Origin of the sequence: Streptomyces sp. CCM_MD2014 (assembly GCF_000772045.1) — a bacterium.
Taxonomy (GTDB): Bacteria; Actinomycetota; Actinomycetes; order Streptomycetales; family Streptomycetaceae; genus Streptomyces; species Streptomyces salinarius.
The window spans coordinates 5,942,028-5,959,975 of record NZ_CP009754.1 but is presented as its reverse complement, the minus strand read 5'-3'; the positions used below and the strand labels follow the sequence as shown (position 1 = coordinate 5,959,975).

General features: G+C 70.6%; 19 protein-coding genes and 1 pseudogene. 11 read left to right on the top strand and 9 right to left on the bottom strand.

The annotated features are described in order from the left end of the window. Window positions 1-99 precede the first annotated feature (99 nt). Complete coding sequence (locus NI25_RS26620; protein ID WP_061444859.1) at window positions 100-1,323, top strand: RNA-guided endonuclease InsQ/TnpB family protein; 1,224 nt, start codon at window positions 100-102, stop codon at window positions 1,321-1,323. 75 nt (window positions 1,324-1,398) lie between these two features. Then, window positions 1,399-1,572: pseudogene (locus tag NI25_RS37935) on the top strand (chitinase); the annotation flags it as partial. A gap of 159 nt (window positions 1,573-1,731) precedes the next feature. Here the strand turns inward: NI25_RS37935 and NI25_RS26615 are convergent. Then, window positions 1,732-3,114, bottom strand: a complete 1,383-nt coding sequence (locus NI25_RS26615) for a glycine--tRNA ligase (protein ID WP_061444858.1) — start codon at window positions 3,112-3,114, stop codon at window positions 1,732-1,734. A gap of 160 nt (window positions 3,115-3,274) precedes the next feature. Between NI25_RS26615 and NI25_RS26610 the strand changes: the two genes are divergently transcribed. The 4 genes from NI25_RS26610 to NI25_RS26595 all read left to right on the top strand — a co-directional run bounded on the left by NI25_RS26610 (window position 3,275) and on the right by NI25_RS26595 (window position 6,468). After that, on the top strand, window positions 3,275-4,261 hold the full coding sequence (locus tag NI25_RS26610; protein WP_061444857.1) for a zinc ABC transporter substrate-binding protein: 987 nt from the start codon (window positions 3,275-3,277) through the stop codon (window positions 4,259-4,261). 38 nt (window positions 4,262-4,299) lie between these two features. Continuing rightward, entirely contained in the window at window positions 4,300-5,070 is a 771-nt protein-coding gene (locus tag NI25_RS26605) for a metal ABC transporter ATP-binding protein (RefSeq protein WP_061444856.1), read from the top strand. Window positions 5,071-5,083: 13 nt separating this feature from the next. Beyond that, window positions 5,084-5,986 (top strand): metal ABC transporter permease, encoded by a 903-nt coding sequence (locus NI25_RS26600; RefSeq protein WP_061444855.1) that lies wholly within the window; start codon window positions 5,084-5,086, stop codon window positions 5,984-5,986. 62 nt (window positions 5,987-6,048) lie between these two features. Beyond that, window positions 6,049-6,468, top strand: coding sequence for a Fur family transcriptional regulator (locus NI25_RS26595; protein WP_007449657.1), 420 nt, complete (start codon window positions 6,049-6,051; stop codon window positions 6,466-6,468). Between the two features lie 94 nt (window positions 6,469-6,562). Here the strand turns inward: NI25_RS26595 and NI25_RS26590 are convergent, their stop codons facing one another. The 4 genes from NI25_RS26590 to NI25_RS40360 are packed head-to-tail and all read right to left on the bottom strand — an operon-like array spanning window position 6,563 to window position 8,602. Beyond that, window positions 6,563-7,396 (bottom strand): isoprenyl transferase, encoded by an 834-nt coding sequence (locus tag NI25_RS26590; RefSeq protein WP_061444854.1) that lies wholly within the window; start codon window positions 7,394-7,396, stop codon window positions 6,563-6,565. A gap of 12 nt (window positions 7,397-7,408) precedes the next feature. Further along, complete coding sequence (gene recO, locus NI25_RS26585) at window positions 7,409-8,155, bottom strand: DNA repair protein RecO (RefSeq protein WP_061447112.1); 747 nt, start codon at window positions 8,153-8,155, stop codon at window positions 7,409-7,411. A gap of 22 nt (window positions 8,156-8,177) precedes the next feature. Continuing rightward, window positions 8,178-8,399, bottom strand: coding sequence for a hypothetical protein (locus NI25_RS26580; protein ID WP_061444853.1), 222 nt, complete (start codon window positions 8,397-8,399; stop codon window positions 8,178-8,180). Next, window positions 8,396-8,602, bottom strand: coding sequence for a hypothetical protein (locus tag NI25_RS40360; protein ID WP_061444852.1), 207 nt, complete (start codon window positions 8,600-8,602; stop codon window positions 8,396-8,398). Before NI25_RS40360 ends, NI25_RS26580 begins: the two co-directional genes overlap by 4 nt. A gap of 114 nt (window positions 8,603-8,716) precedes the next feature. On the opposite strand from NI25_RS40360, the gene NI25_RS26570 reads away from it, so the two are divergent. From NI25_RS26570 to NI25_RS26550, 5 genes are all read left to right on the top strand, one after another. After that, window positions 8,717-9,547 (top strand): helix-turn-helix domain-containing protein, encoded by an 831-nt coding sequence (locus NI25_RS26570; RefSeq protein ID WP_061447111.1) that lies wholly within the window; start codon window positions 8,717-8,719, stop codon window positions 9,545-9,547. Continuing rightward, window positions 9,529-9,720: a DUF397 domain-containing protein gene (locus NI25_RS26565; RefSeq protein WP_061444851.1), complete on the top strand. Its 192-nt coding sequence runs from the start codon at window positions 9,529-9,531 to the stop codon at window positions 9,718-9,720. The genes NI25_RS26570 and NI25_RS26565 overlap by 19 nt, the downstream gene beginning before the upstream one ends. Window positions 9,721-9,817: 97 nt before the next feature. After that, entirely contained in the window at window positions 9,818-10,303 is a 486-nt protein-coding gene (locus tag NI25_RS26560) for a cupin domain-containing protein (RefSeq protein ID WP_061444850.1), read from the top strand. A 73-nt stretch (window positions 10,304-10,376) separates the two neighbouring features. Further along, window positions 10,377-10,919 (top strand): hypothetical protein, encoded by a 543-nt coding sequence (locus NI25_RS26555; protein WP_061444849.1) that lies wholly within the window; start codon window positions 10,377-10,379, stop codon window positions 10,917-10,919. Window positions 10,920-11,011: 92 nt separating this feature from the next. Further along, window positions 11,012-12,511, top strand: a complete 1,500-nt coding sequence (locus tag NI25_RS26550; RefSeq protein WP_061444848.1) for an alpha/beta hydrolase — start codon at window positions 11,012-11,014, stop codon at window positions 12,509-12,511. Here the strand turns inward: NI25_RS26550 and NI25_RS26545 are convergent. The 4 genes from NI25_RS26545 to NI25_RS26530 all read right to left on the bottom strand — a co-directional run bounded on the left by NI25_RS26545 (window position 12,499) and on the right by NI25_RS26530 (window position 17,870). Further along, window positions 12,499-13,176, bottom strand: a complete 678-nt coding sequence (locus tag NI25_RS26545; protein ID WP_061444847.1) for a response regulator transcription factor — start codon at window positions 13,174-13,176, stop codon at window positions 12,499-12,501. The two genes, NI25_RS26550 and NI25_RS26545, sit on opposite strands and share 13 nt — an antisense overlap. Next, complete coding sequence (locus NI25_RS26540) at window positions 13,173-14,435, bottom strand: sensor histidine kinase (protein WP_078884905.1); 1,263 nt, start codon at window positions 14,433-14,435, stop codon at window positions 13,173-13,175. The genes NI25_RS26545 and NI25_RS26540 overlap by 4 nt, the downstream gene beginning before the upstream one ends. 67 nt (window positions 14,436-14,502) lie before the next feature. After that, window positions 14,503-16,581, bottom strand: a complete 2,079-nt coding sequence (locus NI25_RS26535) for an MMPL family transporter (RefSeq protein ID WP_061444845.1) — start codon at window positions 16,579-16,581, stop codon at window positions 14,503-14,505. 155 nt (window positions 16,582-16,736) lie between these two features. Continuing rightward, entirely contained in the window at window positions 16,737-17,870 is a 1,134-nt protein-coding gene (locus tag NI25_RS26530; protein WP_061444844.1) for a hypothetical protein, read from the bottom strand. Window positions 17,871-17,948 lie beyond the last annotated feature (78 nt).

Sequence of the window (17,948 nt, the reverse complement as noted above, 5' to 3'; positions counted from 1 at the left end):
TTTGTTCCGGCAGAGTAGGACAGTGCTGACACCGGCGGGCGAGGTGGGGAACATGCGTTCCCGGTTACGACTGGCACGGCTTGTTCGTACGATCCTCGTATGCAGCTTCGGTACGCGTTTCGGGTGTACCCGGATGCCGGTCAACGCATCGCGTTGGCGCGGGCTTTCGGGTGTGCCCGGGTCGTGTTCAACGACGCGGTCCGCGCCCGCGAGGACGCCCGCAGATCCGGTCTGCCGTTCCCGACGGCGGCGGCGCTGTCCCGGAAGCTGATCACCGAAGCTAAGCGGACAGCTGAGCGGTCCTGGCTGGGCGAGGTGTCCGCGGTGGTGCTCCAGCAGGCCCTGCGGGACGCCGAGGCCGCGTACCGAACCTTCTTCGCCTCCCTCAAGGGCACCCGCAAGGGACCGAAGGTCGGCGCGCCCCGCTTCAAGTCACGCAAGGATGCCCGGCAGTCGGTCCGATTCACCGCCAACGCCCGCTGGTGCATCACCGGCAGCGGCCGGTTGAGCCTCCCGAAGATCGGCGCGGTGAAGGTGAAATGGTCCCGGACCCTGCCCTCCACGCCGTCGTCCGTCACCATGATCAAGGATGCGGCCGGGCGGTATTTCGCCTCCTTCGTCATCGTCACCGACCCCGCCGCCGACCAGGCGAGCATGCCCGCAACCGACCACACCATCGGGATCGACCTCGGCCTCACCCACTTTGCCGTCCTGTCCGACGGCACGGAGATCGACTCACCGCGTTTCCTGCGGCGCGCGGAGAAGAAGCTGAAGAAGGCCCAGCGGGAACTGTCCCGCAAACAGAGGGGATCGAAGAACCGTGACAAGGCCCGCCTGAAGGTCGCCCGCGCTCATACGAAGGTCGCCGACGCGCGCCGCGAGTTCCACCACCAGCTCTCCACGAAGCTGATCTCCGAGAACCAAGGAATCGCCGTGGAAGACCTGTCAGTGGCGGGACTGGCCCGCACCCGGCTGGCCAAGTCCGTGCACGACGCCGGATGGTCCTCGTTCGTCGGCATGCTCACGTACAAGGCGAAGCGGTACGGGCGCACCCTGATCATGATCGGCCGGTTCGAACCGACCTCCCAGACCTGCTCCACCTGCGGCACCGTGGAGGGGCCCAAACCCCTCGACGTGCGGGAATGGACCTGCACCGCCTGCGGCACCGTCCACGACCGGGACCACAACGCCGCGATCAACATCAAACAGGCCGCCGGACTGGCGGCATCGGCCTGCGGAGCGCCGGTAAGACCAGGAGCAATCCCGGCACAGCGCGAAGAAACAGGAAGCCACGGATTCCCGACCGATACCTGCGCTGCGTAGCGGCACAGCACCCGGTCGAGAAGGCCAGAATCCTCGGGCTTCAGCCCGAGGAGCAGGTCAAAACGTCCTCAACGCGGCCTGCCCGCCCAGCCCGGCGCGGGCGGCGGCCACATGTCACCGTCCCTGGTCTCCCAGGCCTGGAACCACTACAACGGCTCCCTCCAGGGCCTGATGACCTGGTCCCTCAACTGGGACGGCTCGAAGAACTGGACCTTCGGCGACAACGTGAAGTCCCTGCAGGGCCGCTAGCCGGGGGCTGAACCTGTGATCCGGCCCCCTGAACCTGTGATCCGGGTCCCCTGAAACGCCGAAACGCCCACCCCCTCCCGACCGAGTCGGGTGGGGGTGGGCACAGGTCCCGGGGGTCCAGGGGGCGGAGCCCCCTGGTACGGCAACCGGAACGGACGTTCAGCAGCCGACGAGCCTCGAAGCGAGGTACCCCTCGATCTGGTCCAGCGACACGCGCTCCTGCTTCATGGTGTCCCGCTCCCGCACGGTCACCGCGTTGTCGTCCAGCGTGTCGAAGTCGACGGTCACGCAGAACGGCGTTCCGATCTCGTCCTGACGCCGGTACCGGCGCCCGATCGCGCCCGCGTCGTCGAACTCGATGTTCCAGTGCTGCCGCAGCGCCTGCGCCAGCCCCTTCGCCTTCGGCGACAGCTCCGGGTTGCGGGACAGCGGAAGCACCGCGACCTTCACCGGGGACAGCCGCGGGTCGAGCCGCAGCACCGTGCGCTTCTCCAGCTTGCCCTTGGCGTTCGGCGCCTCGTCCTCGATGTACGCGTCGAGCAGGAAGGCGAGCATCGCGCGCCCGACACCGGCCGCCGGCTCGATGACGTACGGCGTCCAGCGCTCCTGGGCCTCCTGGTCGTAGTAGGAGAGGTCCTGGCCGGAGGCCTTGGCGTGCGAGGAGAGGTCGTAGTCGGTCCGGTTGGCGACGCCCTCCAGCTCGCCCCACTCACTGCCGCCGAACCGGAAGCGGTACTCGATGTCGGCGGTGCGCTTGGAGTAGTGGGAGAGCTTCTCCTGCGGGTGCTCGTACCACCGCATGTTCTCCTCGCGCAGGCCGAGACCGGTGTACCAGTTCCAGCGCTGCTCCATCCAGTACTCCTGCCACTTCTCGTCCTCGCCCGGCTTGACGAAGAACTCCATCTCCATCTGCTCGAACTCGCGGGTGCGGAAGATGAAGTTGCCGGGCGTGATCTCGTTGCGGAAGGACTTGCCCATCTGGGCGATGCCGAACGGCGGCTTGCGGCGCGAAGTGGTCTGCACCTGGGCGAAGTTGGTGAAGATGCCCTGGGCGGTCTCGGGCCGCAGGTAGGCGACGGAGCCGCTGTCCTGGGTCGGGCCGAGGTGGGTGGAGAGCAGACCGGAGAACTGCTTGGGCTCGGTGAAGGTGCCCTTGTTGCCGCAGTTGGGGCAGTTGAGGTCGGCCAGGCCGTTCTCCGGCGCGCGGCCCTTCTTCTCCTCGTACTCCTCCTCCAGGTGGTCCGCGCGGAACCGCTTGTGGCAGGAGGTGCACTCGGTCAGCGGGTCCGTGAAGGTGGCGACGTGACCGGAGGCCACCCAGACCTCGGGGGCCAGGATCACGGAGGAGTCGAGACCGACGACGTCCTCGCGCGAGGTGACCATGTAGCGCCACCACTGGCGCTTGAGGTTCTCCTTGAGCTCGACACCCAGCGGACCGTAGTCCCAGGCGGCGCGCTGACCGCCGTAGATCTCACTGCAGGGGAATACGAAGCCACGGCGCTTGCTCAGGCTGACGATGGTGTCGATCTTGTCGGCGGCCACGGTGCTCTCTTCATTACGACGACGGGCGACGAAGCGAGATGCTTCCAGAGAATGCTTCAGGTTACCGGCGTGGGCCGCCCCACGGCCAAATCGGGGCCTCCCATCTGCGGAATCGCACGCTTGTTGACAACGGTTTCCATATTTGTTGAAAATGAGTGTCATGAACGTACGACGACGCCGCATATCCGGCATAGCAGTCACCGCGGCCACCGCACTCGGTCTCGGCACCCTCTCCGCCTGCTCCAGCGACAGCTCGGCGGCGGGCAACACGGACAAGTTCGACGTCGTCGCGTCCTTCTACCCCATGGAGTATCTGGCCGAGCAGATCGGCGGGGACCACGTGAACGTCACCACGCTCACCGAACCCGGCCAGGAGCCGCACGACCTGGAGCTGAGCGCCAAGCAGACCGCGCAGATGGGCGAGGCTGACGCGGTCCTCTACCTCAAGTCCCTCCAGCCCGCCGTGGACGAGGCGATCGCCCAGTCCGACGTGAAGACCAAGATCGACGCGGCCACGCTGACGAAGCTCGAGGACCACGGCGACGTGGAGCACGACCACGGCCACGGCGGCGAGGAGCACGCGGACGAGCACGCCGAGGAGGAGCATTCCGAGGGCGGGGAGCACGCGCTCGACCCGCACGTCTGGCTGGACCCGGTGAAGTACGCGGAGATCGCCCAGGGCGTCGCGAAGGCCTTCGAGAAGGCCGACCCGGACCACGCCGCCGACTACCGCAAGAACGCCGAGGCGCTGGCGAAGAAGCTGGGGGACCTGGACACGGCCTACAAGGACGGCCTGAAGAACACCTCGACCAAGGTCTTCTTCACCAACCACGCCGCCTTCGGCTACCTCGCCGAGCGCTACGGACTCACCCAGGAGGCCATCAACGGCCTCGACCCGGAGAGCGAGCCCAGCCCCGCCCGGATCAAGGAGCTCCAGCAGGAGGCCGAGGCCGACGGCGTGACCACCGTCTTCTACGAGACACTGGTGTCCGACAAGACCGCGAAGACCCTGGCCAAGGACGCGGGCCTGAAGACGGACGTGCTCGATCCGCTGGAGGGCATCACCGACAAGTCCAAGGGCGAGGACTACGTCGGGGTCATGCAGTCCAACCTCAAGGCGCTGGAGACCGCCCTAGGCGCCAAGTAAGCAGTACCACCCGCAGTTCGATCGTTACGGAGGACATCGTGAGCGACGAGTCCGTCATATCCCTGCGCGGCGTCCGCGCCGAGCTGGGCTCACGCCCCGTCCTGCGCGGCATCGACCTCACCGTGCGGCGCGGCCAGGTGGTCGCGCTGCTCGGCGCCAACGGCTCGGGCAAGTCCACGGCCGTGCGCACGATCATCGGCCAGGTGCCGGTGACGGACGGGGAGATCGAGCTGTTCGGCACCCCCAGGCGCCGCTTCCGCGACTGGGGGCGCGTGGGTTACGTCCCGCAGCGCACCACGGCCGCGGGCGGCGTCCCCGCCACGGTGAACGAGGTGGTCTCCTCGGGCCGGCTCTCCCGGGCCCGCTTCGGCATCCTGCGCAAGGCCGACCACGAGGCCGTACGCCGCGCCCTCGACCTGGTCGGCATGGCCGACCGCGCCAAGGACTCGGTGAACGCCCTCTCCGGCGGCCAGCACCAGCGCGTGCTGATCGCCCGCGCGCTCGCCGCCGAGCCCGAACTGCTGATCATGGACGAGCCGATGGCCGGCGTCGACCTGGCCAGCCAGGAGGTCCTGGCCGAGACCCTGCGGGCACAGGTCGCGGCCGGGGCGACCGTCCTCCTCGTCCTGCACGAGCTGGGCCCGCTGGAGCCGCTGATCGACCGGGCCGTGGTGCTCCGCGACGGCTGCGTCCTGCACGACGGTCCGCCGCCGGAGGCCGTCGGCCAGCACGCGCTGCCCGGCCACGACCACGTCCACCCGCACGCCCCCGCGGGCGCCGAACCGATCCGCACCGGACTGCTGAGCTGAGAAGGCGACGACCATGGAAATCCTGAACTACGCCTTCATGCAGCGGGCGCTGCTCGCCGCCGTCCTGGTCGGCATCACCGCCCCCGCCATCGGCATCTACCTGGTCCAGCGCCGTCAGGCCCTCATGGGCGACGGCATCGGCCACGTGGCGATGACCGGCGTCGGCCTCGGCTTCCTGCTGACCTGGTCCCCGGTGTGGATGGCGACCCTGGTCTCCGTCCTCGGCGCGGTCCTCATGGAGCTGATCCGCTGGTACGGCAAGACCCGCGGCGACATCGCCCTCGCCATGCTCTTCTACGGCGGCATGGCGGGCGGCGTGATGTTCATCAACCTCGCGCCGGGCGGCTCCAACGCCAACCTCACCTCGTACCTCTTCGGCTCCCTGTCGACGGTCTCCGAGTCCGACGTCACCGCGATCTGCCTGCTGGCCGCCTTCGTGGTCCTCGTCACCGTCGGTCTGCGCCGCCAGCTGTTCGCCGTCAGCCAGGACGAGGAGTTCGCCCGGGTCACCGGGCTGCCGGTGCGGGCGCTGAACCTGCTGACGGCCGTCACGGCGGCGGTCACGGTGACCGTCGCGATGCGCGTCGTCGGCCTGCTCCTGGTCTCCGCGCTGATGGTGGTCCCGGTGGCCGCCGCGCAGCAGCTCACCCGCAGCTTCGCCGCCACCTTCGCCATCGCCGTCGCCCTCGGGGTGAGCGTGACGATCGGCGGCACCGTCACGTCGTACTACCAGGACGTGCCGCCCGGCGCGACGATCGTGCTGCTCACCATCGGCGCCTTCATCCTGCTGAGCGTGCTGGCCGCCCCGCTGGCCAGGCGACGCGCGCGGGCACTCGCCGCCGCACAACCCGCCGCGGATCCGGCGGAGTGCAAGATTCCGGCCACCAGGGGGGCCGCCGACGAGGTCGGCGTCTGACCGCGGGACTGCCGGGCTGGCACAATGGCCCGGCAAGCCGCGAAGACGTGAGGAGGAATCCAGTGACCACCGCTGGACCGCCCGTGAAGGGCCGCGCCACCCGGCAGCGGGCTGCCGTGTCGGCCGCCCTTCAGGAGGTCGAGGAGTTCCGCAGCGCGCAGGAGCTCCACGACATGCTCAAGCACAAGGGCGACGCGGTCGGGCTCACCACGGTCTACCGCACCCTGCAGTCCCTCGCCGACGCCGGCGAGGTCGACGTCCTGCGCACCGCCGAGGGCGAGTCCGTCTACCGGCGCTGCTCCACCGGCGACCATCACCACCACCTGGTCTGCCGCGCCTGCGGCAAGGCCGTCGAGGTGGAGGGCCCCGCCGTGGAGAAGTGGGCCGAGGCCATCGCGGCGGAGCACGGCTACGTCAACGTGGCGCACACCGTGGAGATCTTCGGCACCTGCGCGGACTGCGCGGGTGCCTCCGGCGGTTGAGCGAGGTGGGGCCGGGGCTGCGCCCCGGGCCCCTTTTTCCGGCCTGAACGGCCTCGTCCTCAAGCGCCGGACGGGCTGATCCACCGCCCGGGGCTTACTGGGTACTGCGGCCTTCCATGGCCAGAAGTTCCTCGTTGGGGATGGCGCCGCCGAAGCGCCGGTCCCGGGAGGCGAACTCCAGGCAGGCCCGCCACAGGTCGCGCCGGTCGAAGTCCGGCCACAGGACGTCCTGGAAGACCATCTCCGCGTAGGCGCTCTGCCAGATCAGGTAGTTCGACGTCCGCTGCTCCCCGCTCGGCCGCAGGAACACGTCCACGTCCGGCATGTCCGGGTAGTACAGGTACTTCGCGAGCGTCTTCTCGTTGACCTTGGCCGGATCGAGCTTCCCGGCCCGCACGTCCTCGGCGAGGGCCTGCGCCGCGTCGGCGATCTCGGCCCGCCCGCCGTAGTTCATGCAGAAGTACAGCGTGAGCCGGTCGTTGTCCTTGGTCTGCTCCTGCGCGACCTGGAGCTCCTTGGCCACCGACTTCCACAGCTTGGGCATCCGTCCCGCCCAGCGCACCCGCACCCCCAGCTCGTCGAGGGTGTCGCGGGACTTGCGGATGAAGTCGCGGTTGAAGTTCATCAGGAAGCGCACCTCCTCAGGCGAGCGCTTCCAGTTCTCGGTGGAGAAGGCGTACAGGGAGATGTTCCCGACGCCGATCTCGATCGCGCCCTGGAGCACGTCCATGACCTGCTCGGCGCCGACCTTGTGCCCCTCGGTGCGCGGCAGCCCGCGCTCCTTGGCCCAGCGGCCGTTGCCGTCCATGACGATCGCCACGTGCTCCGGCACCAGCTCACCGAGCTTCGGCGGACGCGCGCCGGACGGGTGCGGCTCCGGCGTCCTGTACTCCCGGCGCTGCCGCCCCAGAATCCCGCGTACGGCCATCTCAGATCTCTCCTACTTCTCGACGTACCGCAGGGAGCGCAGTCCCCGCTCAAGGTGCCAGTGCAGGTAGGCGGAGACCAGTCCGCTCCCCTCCCGCACGTACCGCGGCTCGGCCGCGTCCGCAGTGTCCCAGTCCCCCGCGAGCAGCGCCCCGAGCAGTTCCAGGGCCTGCGGCGAGGGTACGACGCTGCCGGGCACCCGGCAGTCGACGCAGACGGAGCCGCCCGAGCCGACCGAGAAGAACCGGTTCGGACCGGGCAGGCCGCACTTCGCGCAGTCCCCGAAGGTCGGGGCGTACCCGTTCACGGCCAGCGAGCGCAGCAGGAACGCGTCCAGCACCAGGTTCGGCGTGTGCTCGCCCCGGGCGAGGGTCCTGAGTCCGCCGACCAGCAGCAGATACTGCTGCACCGCCGGCTCGCCCTCGTGGTCGGTGAACCGCTCGGCCGTCTCCAGCATGGCGGTCCCCGCGGTGTAGCGCGCGTAGTCGGTGACGATCCCGCCGCCGTAGGGCGCGATCGTCTCGCTCTGCGTGCACAGGGGCAGCCCGCGCCCGACCAGCTCGCTGCCCTTCGAGAAGAACTGCACGTCCACGTGCGAGAACGGCTCCAGCCGCGCGCCGAACTTCGACTTCGTGCGCCGCACCCCGCGCGCCACGGCGCGTACGCGGCCGTGACCGCGCGTGAGCATGGTGATGATCCGGTCCGCCTCACCCAGCTTCTGGGTGCGCAGCACGATGCCGTCGTCGCGGAACAGACTCATGCCGCCCATTCTCGCGCATCCCTCAAGGCACCTCGCCACGGCTCCGGGCGTTGGTGTACGCCGTCGCCGCGCTGAGCCGCTCGGACGGGGTGGCGTGGCGTACGTCACCCGGCTCGGCGTCCCACTCCCGTCCCCCGCCGAACGGCCGCATCTGCACGTACGGCCCCTCGTGCCCCATGACGATCCCGACCCGGCCACTGCGGGTGTCCACGGCGTAGACCCCCACGGGCGGCGTCGTCGTCATCGCAGCACCGCCGCGAGGCGCCGCGCGGTCTCCACGGAACACCGGCCCAATTCGACCAGCGGACAGGGCGCCTCCCGCGCAAGACTCACCGGGTCGAGCCCGAGTGAGGGGAGAGTAATTCCTGCCTCCGCGAGCGCCGCGCGCAATTCTTTCACCGTGTCCTCCGCTCCTTCGACGCAGAGCGCCGAGTGCCGTGCTTCCACCGCTTTCCCTTCCCTTTACGGTTTCACTCTTCGTGTCCCCAGAATGCCGCGACGTGTCTACACTCGGCAGGAGTACGCGCACTACAAGTGCGGGTCAGCGCATGGGGGTTGGTTATGGCCAACGGTTCACGGCAGGCTGCGTGGGAGTTCTTCGGAACGGAGCTTAAACGGCGGCGAGAGGACGCCGGAATCACCCAAGTGGAGCTGGGAGCACGGGTTTTCGTGTCCGGCGGCTACATCGGCCAGTTCGAACAGGCAATTCGTAAACCACAGTTGGATGTGGCCCAGCGCATCGACGAGGCGCTACAAACCGACGGTATTTTCGAGCGCCTGTGCCGGAAGCTGATTGATGATCCCCGGTATGCGGATTACTTCGCCGGGGTGGTCGAGCTGGAGCGGCTGGCATCGACGGTCGGCGACTTCGAACCGACCGTGATCCCCGGGCTCCTCCAGACATCCGGCTATGCCAGAGCGCTCACCCTGGCAACTCATCCGTTCGCGGCCGACGAGTTCATCGAAGACAGAGTTGCCGCCCGCATGGAACGGTCACGGGTCCTCGACGACGCTACACGTCCCGTGTATTGGGCGGTGGTGCACGAGACCGTGCTGCGCGTCCCCGTCGGTGGCCCCGAGGTGACGGCGGTGGCGCTGGAGCACATGAGCGTGCTGGCCGCCGAGCGCAAGGTGCTGCTCCAAGTCCTGCCCTTCTCGGCAGGCGCCCCTGCCAACAGTGGGTCCCTCAGGCTCATGGAGTTCGAGGACGCCCCGCCGACCGCCTATACAGAGACGTCGTTTTCAGGAAGCCTGCTGGACGATCCGGCGGTGGTGCACCGTGCCCGCCGAGCCTACGATCTGATCAGGGGCGCCGCACTGTCGCCGGAGGCGTCCCTCGCCCTGATCCGATCGGCGGCTGAGGAATTCAGACGATGCGCGAGTACGACCTGAGCGACGCCCGCTGGCGCAAGAGCACGTACAGCAACGGCGACGGGGGCAACTGCCTCGAAGTCACCGACGGAGTCCCCGGCGTCATACCCGTCCGGGACAGCAAGGTGGCCGACGGCCCCGTGATCGTCGTCGGGTCGGCGGCCTGGGCGGAGTTCGTACGCTCCGTGGCCTAGGACTCGCGTCCCTCCTCCGTCGGCCCTCCGGACGATGACCGAGGCGCCTCCGATCGGCAAGAGTTGCCTCATCAAGTCCTGACGGAGGAGGCACACCATGTCGTACCCGGAGCCGCGGTACCTCGGCGAGAAGGGCGAGATCAACGCCGTGTTCAGGCCGGCCGACACCGCGCCCGACATCGTCTCGCCCGGCGGCACGACCACCCACTACCTCGCGAGCCACGCCTCCACCGGAGGCGAGTTCGGGCTGTACAAGGTGGACATGGGGCCCAAGGCGCCCGGCGCCAAGACGCACTTCCACCGGAGCATCTCCGAGTCCTTCTACGTCCTGTCGGGAGAAGTGCAGCTCTACAACGGCGAACGCTGGGTCACCGGCCGCCAGGGCGACTTCCTGTACGTCCCCGTCGGCGGGCTGCACGCCTTCAAGAACGACAGTGACGACCCCCTGTCCATGCTGATGCTCTTCTCACCGGGCGCCCCGCGCGAGGAGTACTTCGAGCGCATCGCCGACTTCGCCCAGCGCGGCGGCGAGGAGCTGCGGGACTTCCAGGTCCGGCACGACAGCTTCTTCGTCGAGGACTGAGGGTCGGCGACGGCTGTTGTTCAGCCCCGCGGACCGGGTGTCTGAACAACTCGTCCGGCGCTTGAGTGGCCGCATGACCACGCGCCGATTCGCCCTCGCCCTGTCCGCAGCCGTGACGACGGCCCTGACGCTGTCCGCCTGCGGCGGCGACAACGGGAAGGCGGCCGACGAGAGGCAATCGCCCCGGGCCGCTTCCTCCGCCCCGTCGGAGTCGAAGCAGCCGTCGGAGTCCGCCTCCTCGGAGAAGCCCGGGACCCCGGCGGAGCTGCTACCGGCCTACCGGATCGCCTACGGCGTGACCGGCTCTCCGATGTGCAGCCACGTCGCCTGGGACGACCCCGGGTGCGGAAAGGACCTCACCGCCGCCGGGGAACTCGCCGGCGCGATGGCCAAGAGCATCGAGCGCGACTTCCCCGACGGCGAGTACACCGAGGTCGAGAAGTCCGCACACCACCTGGTGAAGGCGGTGAACACCGTCCGCAAGCTCGGCTGCTACGACATGGGTTCGACCCCGCCCAAGACCGACTCGGCCAAACTGCGGGAGCTGTGCCCCTCCATGAGCACCATCGCCTCCCTCGCGTGGCTCAACTTCGAGAGCAACGTGACCCTCCCCTAGTCCGCGCGACGCTCTCCTAGGGGGTAACCCCCCGTAAACATCGGGTTGTTGCCCGGATGTGACGGTCCCCGGGCTTGCGCGAGGCTCCTCGCATGACGCAGCGCAAGCGAAGCAGAAGCATCCGCAACGCCGCCATCGTCGGCGTGTCCACCGCCCTCCTCGGCGTCACCGCGCCGGTGACCGCCTCCGCGACGGGCGGGAGCACACCCGAAGCCCTCACCTGGTCCGCCTGCGAGGGCGCCGGGCTCGACCCCCGGCAGGAGTGCGCCACCCTCGACGTGCCGATGGACTACGCCGACCCCGACGGCCCCCGCATCGAGATGGCCGTCTCCCGCATCCCCGCCGAGAAGCCGGACGCCCGGCGCGGGGCCCTGCTCCTGATCCCCGGCGGGCCGGGCGGATCAAGCCTGAACGACCCCTCGGGGAAGGGGCAGAAGCTCCCCCAGAACGTCCGCGACAGCCACGACCTCATCGGATTCGCGCCGCGCGGGCTCGCACCGTCCACCTCGGTCAGCTGTGGGCTGGAGCACGGCGACCTCGCCACCTCGAAACTCCGCCCCTGGCCAGCCCCCGACGGCTCCGTGGACGGGAACATGACCACCGCCCGGCGCATGGCCGACGCCTGCGCACACAACGGCGGTGAGCTGATCAAGCACCTGAGCACCGCCAACGAGGCCCGTGACATCGACCGCCTCCGGGCCGCGCTGGGCGAGCGGCGGATCTCCGCGTGGGGAGTGTCGTACGGAACGTATGTAGGGGCCGTGTACGCGCAGTTGTTCCCGCACCGCACCGACCGGATCGTGCTGGACAGCAACGACGATCCCGATCCCTCCCGAGTGGCGCGTGCCTGGCTCGCGGGGCACGAGCAGGGGGTCGAGGACACCTTCCCCGAGTTCGCCGCCTGGGCCGCCCGGCCCGGAAATCCCGACCGGGTGGCGGGACGGGCCGCCGACGTACGGCCGCTGTTCCTGCGGCTCGCCGCCCGCCTGGACCGGGAGCCGATCCCCTGGCCCGGCGCCAATCCGGCGGAGCTGAACGGCAACGTACTGCGGCAGACGATGCTGGACAGCCTCTACTCCCCCGGCAAGTTCCCGACGCTCGCCAAGCTGATGCGGGCGGCCCAGCGGGGCACCGTGCCGCCCGCTCCCCAGGCGCCGCCCGAGGCGGTCCTGCAGAACGTCGCCGCCGTCGGAGCCGGTGTGCTGTGCAACGACGTCGCCTGGCCCCGCTCGGCGGCCTCGTACCAGCAGGACGTCGCCGTGAGCCGCGCCGAGTACCCGCTCACGGCGGGCATGCCGCGCAACGCGATGCTGTGCGCCGCGTGGCCGTACCCGCCCCGTGAGGCCCCCGTGCGGATCACCGACCGCGGGCCGTCCAACGTGCTGCTCGTCCAGAACGAGCGCGACGTCGCCACCCCGCTCGGCGGGGCGCGAAAGCTGCGCGAGGCCCTCGGTCAGCGCGCCGTCATGGTGACCGTGGACTCCACCGGCCACGACGCCTACCTGGCCAACGGCAACGCCTGCGGCGACGCCACGGTCTCCCGCTTCCTGGCGACCGGGCAGCGGCCCGCCTCGGACGTCTACTGCGGCTGACCCGCGCCCGGCGTCACCAGGCCCGACTCGTACGCCACGATGACCAGTTGGGCCCGGTCGCGCGCCTCCAGTTTGCCCATGATGCGGCTGACGTGGGTCTTCGCGGTGAGCGGGCTCAGGCCCAGGGTGTCGGCGATCTCCGTGTTGGTGAGGCCCCGGGCCACCAGGGTGAGGACCTGGCGTTCCCGGTCCGAAAGGCAGTCGGGGCCCGGCCCGGACGGGTGGAGGGAAGAGGGGCCGCGCAGGAAGCGCTCGATCAGGCGGGCCGTCGGGCCGGGTGACAGGAGGGCGTCGCCCGCCGTCACCGTGCGGATGGCGTCCAGGAGTTCGGCGGGCTTCGTGTCCTTGACCAGGAATCCGGAGGCGCCCGCGTGGAGCGCCTCGACGACGTTCTCGTCGGTGTCGTAAGTGGTGAGGACCAGTACCTTCACGCCCGCCAGGTCCTCGTCGGCGGCGATCAGCCGGGTCGCCTCGATGCCGTCCAGGTCGGGCATGCGTACGTCCATGACGACGAGGTCGGCGCGTTCGGTGCGGGCCAGCTCCACGGCCTCGCGGCCGGTGCCCGCCTCGCCGACCACCTCCATGTCGGGGGCCGACGCCACGAGCAGGGCGAACGCCGCACGGACGAGGTTCTGGTCGTCCGCCAGCAGTACGCGTATCGTCATGCGGTTCTCTCCGGGGTCAGGGGGGTCGTACGGGGCGTGGCGGGCATCGGCAGTACGGCCGTCACCTCGAAGCCGTCGGTGCCCTGGCGCGGTCCGGCGTCGAGTGTGCCGCCCACGCTGCGGGCCCGCTCCCGCATGCCGACGAGGCCGAAGCCGGGGGTGCCGGACGGGTCGGGTCCGGTGCCGTCGTCGGTGACGGACAGGCGCAGGGCGCCCGGCCCGGCGTGCACCTCGACGCGGACGGACGGTTTCGGTCCCGCGTGCCGTACGGCGTTGGTCAGCGCCTCCTGCGTGATGCGGTAGACGGCGGCACCGACCGCCGGCGGGAGGTCGTCGGCGTCCACCGACAGGTCCACGTGTGCTCCGGCCTGCCGGGCGCTCCGCGCCAGGTCGGACAGGCCGCTCAGGCCGGGCAGCGGGCCGCGGGCGTCGGGGACGGCGGCGGCGTCCTGCGTCCTGAGTACTTCGAGGGTGGTGCGCAGTTCGCCGCGCGCCGAGCGGCAGGTCTCGGCGATGTCGTCGAGGGCCTTGGCGACGGCCGCGCGGTCCAGGCGTTCGGGGTCGGCGGTCAGGACGTGGGCGGCGACCGAGGTCTGCACCCCGATGAGGGTGATGCTGTGCGCGAGGAGGTCGTGCAGGTCCCGGGCGACCCGCAGGCGTTCCTCGGCGACGCGCCGCCGGGCCTCCTCCTCGCGGGTGCGTTCGGCGCGTTCGGCGCGCTCCACTATGGCGGCGACGTACTGGCGGTAGTAGCGGATGTCGATGCCGCAGAAGAGGACGGCGATGACCCAGCCGGAGATGCGGAGCAGTTCGAGGGCCTGGTGGGTGTTGACGGTCAGCATGATGCTGACCGACACGGTGAGGACCGCGACGCCGGTCACGACGGTGCGCAGGGGGCGGCCGGTGACGGCCAGCGTGTAGAGGGCCACGTAGGAGGCGGGGCCGACCGCGGTGTGGTTGTTGTCCATCGCGTGGTAGGGCACGACCAGGGCCATCAACACCGCGAGCACCAGCAGCGGGCGGCGCCGCCGCCACACGATCGGGACGTGGGCGGCGACCAGCAGCGTCCAGCCGAGGGCGTCCGGGCGCTGGGCCTCGTGGGTGAGGAGCGCCAGGCAGACGGCGCCGGTGAGGAGGACAGCGGCGAGCACGGCGTCGTTGCGGGTGCCGTGCGGGGCGGTGCGCGGGTCGCGGTTGATGGCGGCGATGATCCGCTCGCCGACGCGGGGGCGGGACGCGGCCTCGGTGGTGTGGTGCACGCGTCCATACTCCGTGACCCGCGCGCCCCTCCGGGAGGGGAGGGGCGCGATCCGGTCGTCCGGCACCTCAGACACCGACGGATTCCCGCACGCCGTCCGGCGAGGACGGTCCGGGCTGCCGGGACAGCCGCCCCGGCCACCACACCCGGCGCCGCAGGGCGACGCTGGCGCTGGTGACCAGGTAGGTGCGGACCAGGAAGGTGTCGAGGAGGACGCCGACCGCGATGACGAAGCCCAGCTCGACGAGCTGCACCATCGGCATGCTGGTGAGCACGGCGAAGGTGGCCGCGAGGACCAGCCCGGCCGAGGCGATGACGCCGCCGGTGGTGCGCAGCGCGGACAGGGCCGCCTCGGTGGGTTCGGCGCCGTGCAGGGCCTCCTCGCGCATCCGGTGCATCAGGAAGATGCCGTAGTCGACGCCGAGGGCGACCAGGAAGACGAAGGAGAGCAGGCCGAGCCCGGGGTCGGTGCCCTCGAAGCCGAAGAGGGGGTCGAAGACGAGGCCGCCGATGCCGAGAGCGGCGCCCCACACGGCGACGACGGCGGCGACCAGGATCAGCGGCGCGACCAGGGAGCGCAGCAGCACCGTGAGGATCAGCAGGACCGACAGCAGCACGATCGGTACGACGATGACGGTGTCCCGCGCGTTGGTGTCCTCCAGGTCGATCTGCTGGGCGCTGGGACCGCCGACGTAGGAGCCGTCGAGCTTGTCGCGCAGTTCCTCGATGGTGGCGGTCTCGGCGGCCGACTGGGGCGGCGTGGAGGCCAGGACGGTCAGCTCGGTCCACCCGTCGCCGCTGCGCCCGGCCTCGGCGCTCTCGACTCCCTCGGTGGCGCGGATCTCGGCGAGCGCGGCGCCGGCGCGGTCGGTGGGGCTGATGACGGTGATCGGCTGGGTGCCGGACTCCGGGAAGGCGTCGGCGAGGGTCTCCATGGCGGCGATCGCTTCGGGGCGGGTGGTGTAGGAGTCCTCCTGCTTGATGCTGCCGGGCAGGGCGAACGCGCCGAGTGCGAGGGCGCCGAGCAGGACGGCGCCGCCCACCAGGACGGTGCGGGGCCGGCGTTCGGCGGAGCTGCCCATCGCGGCGAACAGCGAGCGGCGGGCCTTGGGGGTGCTGCCGTAGCGCGGCACCAGCGGCCAGAAGACACGGCGGCCGAGCAGCACCAGTAGCGCGGGCAGCAGCGTCAGCATGGCGGCCAGCGCGCACAGCACCCCGACGGTGCCGAGGGGGCCCATGCCCCGGCTGGAGTTGAGATCGGCGGCGAGCAGGCACAGCAGGCCGGCGGCGACGGTGCCGGAGGAGGCGAGCACGGCGGGGCCGCAGCCGCGCAGGGCGGCGAGCATGGCGTCGTACGGCCGCTCGACGCGGCGCAGTTCCTCGCGGTAGCGGGAGACCAGCAGCAGCGCGTAGTCGGTGCCGACGCCGAAGACGAGGATGGTCATGATGCCGCTGCTCTGGCCGGAGACGGCGGTGCCGAAGACCTGGTTCAGGCCGTAGGCGACGCCCATGGAGAGGTAGTCGGCCATTCCGGCGACGGCGAGCGGGACGAGCCACAGGAAGGGGCTGCGGTAGATGAGGATCAGAAGGAGAGCTACCACGGCGGCGGTGGTGTAGAGCAGCGGGCCGTCCAGGGAGTTGTAGACCTCGGTGGCGTCGGTGGCGAGCGCGCCCGCCCCGCCCACCTCGACGCTGAGCCCGTCTCCGCCCGTCGCGACGTCCCGCACGTCGTTGACGAGTGCGTCGCGGGCCTTCTCGTCCGTGCCGGGCTCGGTGGAGACCACCGGGTACATGAGGGTGGTGCCGTCCTTGGACGGGATGCCCACGGGACGCCCGGTGAGTTCGTGCGCGCCGGCGATCTCGGCGACCTGCCCGGCGGCGGTCTTCTTGTCGGCGGCGGTCAGTCCGCCGTCCCGGTGGTAGACGAGGACCATCTCGGTGACCTCGCCGCCCGGCAGCCGCTCCTGGATCTTGGCGACCTGCGTCGAGTCGGCGCTCGCGGGCAGGTAGTCGACGGCCCGGTCGCGCTGCACGTCGCCGAGTTTCGCCGCGAACGGCGAGGCGATCGCCAGCACGGCGATCCACAGTCCGAGCACCAGCCAGGGCACGGCCCGCCGCCGCCCCGCGCCTGTCGTCGTGGCCCCCATCTGGCGGGCCTCCCTCCGGTGAATGTCTGGGTGGGTCTCCAGACTTCCGGCGGCGGGATGCCGACGCGTCGGGCGTGAGGGCGAGCCTCGGGATACTGCCGGGGGAGACACGGGGCCGTCCGTTACTCCCCGGGGAGTAACGGAGGCGGCGGCGGTCAGGCCCGGTCCACCATCCAGTTTCCGTCTTCCTCGTCGTCGACGCGCATCTCGAGTTCGCGCAGGCCCATGCCCGCGTCCCAGAGTTCCCTGAAGCGCTTGAGCCGGTCCCGTACGTACTCCTGGCGCGCGGTGAGCCGGGTGCGGACGTTGACGTCGCGCAGGTCCTGCTCGATCTCGAAGGACACCTCCTCGTCGTAGAGGATGAAGTCGTTGGTGGTGCCGCGCTGGAGGTGCGGGGGCAGCTCGGGCAGGACCGCCACGCGTACGTCGATGCGGCGCAGTTCCTGTTCTTCGCACAGCCGCAGCAGCCGGTCGTCGAGTTCGCGGGCGCCCTCCAGCAGGAACAGGCGGCGTACGGCCACGCCCTGTTCCTCGATGGCGGCCTGCTGGGCGTCGAGGTAGCGGCCGGCGGGCTCGCTGTTCCAGAACTGCCGGTCGACGGAGGTGCTGGTGGCGAGGATGGAGTGCTCGGCGGCCCGGGTGAGGGTCAGCATCCAGTCGTGGTTCTCGCCGGGGCACTCGGCGCTCAGGTTGGTGAGGTCCGCCATGTGGCCGACCACCCGGGACATCTCCAGGTGGACGAAGGTGTGCAGGATGGACGGGCTGGGCAGCAGGACGTCGGCGAAGCCCTTGGCCAGGTCGGGCACGCTGTCGATGCGGACCGGGTCCAGGGTGCGGGCGGCCTCGGCGGGGCGGTGGTCGACCTGGGTGACGTGGGTCTCGACGAGTTGCTTGACGTCCTCGGTGTGCCGGGTCAGGCCCGACTTCAGCTCGGTGTCGTACCGGCTCAGACCGTCGCGGACGGCGGCGGTGTTCTCGGCCAGGGCGTCCTCGACCCGCCGGGTGTGCTCTTCCAGCCGGGTGTCGTCCTCCAGCCGGCGCGGCCCCGGGCGCGGGGCCAGGCCGAGGACGTACTGGACGGCCAGGGCGGCGCCGGCGCAGAGCACGGCGGCGAGGAACTGCCGCAGCGTGCCGTCGTCCGGGTCCAGCAGCGCCGCGACGCTCCAGAAGAGGCCGCCGACGACCAGGGCGACCAGCAGCATGCGGGTCCAGGGGGAATCCCCCCTTAGGTCGATCGGGTGGGTGGTGCGGGGCGTGTCGTCGGGTCGGGATGACTGTGCCGTGCTCATCTCGCTCTCCCCCCGTTGGGATGCGCGTCGGATCGTGCGGTGACGGGTGTGCGGGGATGTGCGTGCCGGGCGGCGGGG

Bases quoted from the DNA above. Each gene is read 5' to 3' on its own strand.
- NI25_RS26580 (WP_061444853.1), bottom strand. From the start codon at position 8,399: ATGACGACGACGCCGCCCGTGGGGGTCTACGCCGTGGACACCCGCAGT.
- NI25_RS26530 (WP_061444844.1), bottom strand. From the start codon at position 17,870: ATGAGCACGGCACAGTCATCCCGACCCGACGACACGCCCCGCACCACC.
- NI25_RS26565 (WP_061444851.1), top strand. From the start codon at position 9,529: ATGCGCGAGTACGACCTGAGCGACGCCCGCTGGCGCAAGAGCACGTAC.
- NI25_RS26600 (WP_061444855.1), top strand. From the start codon at position 5,084: ATGGAAATCCTGAACTACGCCTTCATGCAGCGGGCGCTGCTCGCCGCC.
- NI25_RS26590 (WP_061444854.1), bottom strand. From the start codon at position 7,396: ATGGCCGTACGCGGGATTCTGGGGCGGCAGCGCCGGGAGTACAGGACG.
- NI25_RS26560 (WP_061444850.1), top strand. From the start codon at position 9,818: ATGTCGTACCCGGAGCCGCGGTACCTCGGCGAGAAGGGCGAGATCAAC.
- NI25_RS26550 (WP_061444848.1), top strand. From the start codon at position 11,012: ATGACGCAGCGCAAGCGAAGCAGAAGCATCCGCAACGCCGCCATCGTC.
- NI25_RS26555 (WP_061444849.1), top strand. From the start codon at position 10,377: ATGACCACGCGCCGATTCGCCCTCGCCCTGTCCGCAGCCGTGACGACG.
- NI25_RS26570 (WP_061447111.1), top strand. From the start codon at position 8,717: ATGGCCAACGGTTCACGGCAGGCTGCGTGGGAGTTCTTCGGAACGGAG.
- NI25_RS26535 (WP_061444845.1), bottom strand. From the start codon at position 16,581: ATGGGGGCCACGACGACAGGCGCGGGGCGGCGGCGGGCCGTGCCCTGG.
- NI25_RS26620 (WP_061444859.1), top strand. From the start codon at position 100: ATGCAGCTTCGGTACGCGTTTCGGGTGTACCCGGATGCCGGTCAACGC.
- NI25_RS26545 (WP_061444847.1), bottom strand. From the start codon at position 13,176: ATGACGATACGCGTACTGCTGGCGGACGACCAGAACCTCGTCCGTGCG.
- NI25_RS26610 (WP_061444857.1), top strand. From the start codon at position 3,275: ATGAACGTACGACGACGCCGCATATCCGGCATAGCAGTCACCGCGGCC.
- recO (WP_061447112.1), bottom strand. From the start codon at position 8,155: ATGAGTCTGTTCCGCGACGACGGCATCGTGCTGCGCACCCAGAAGCTG.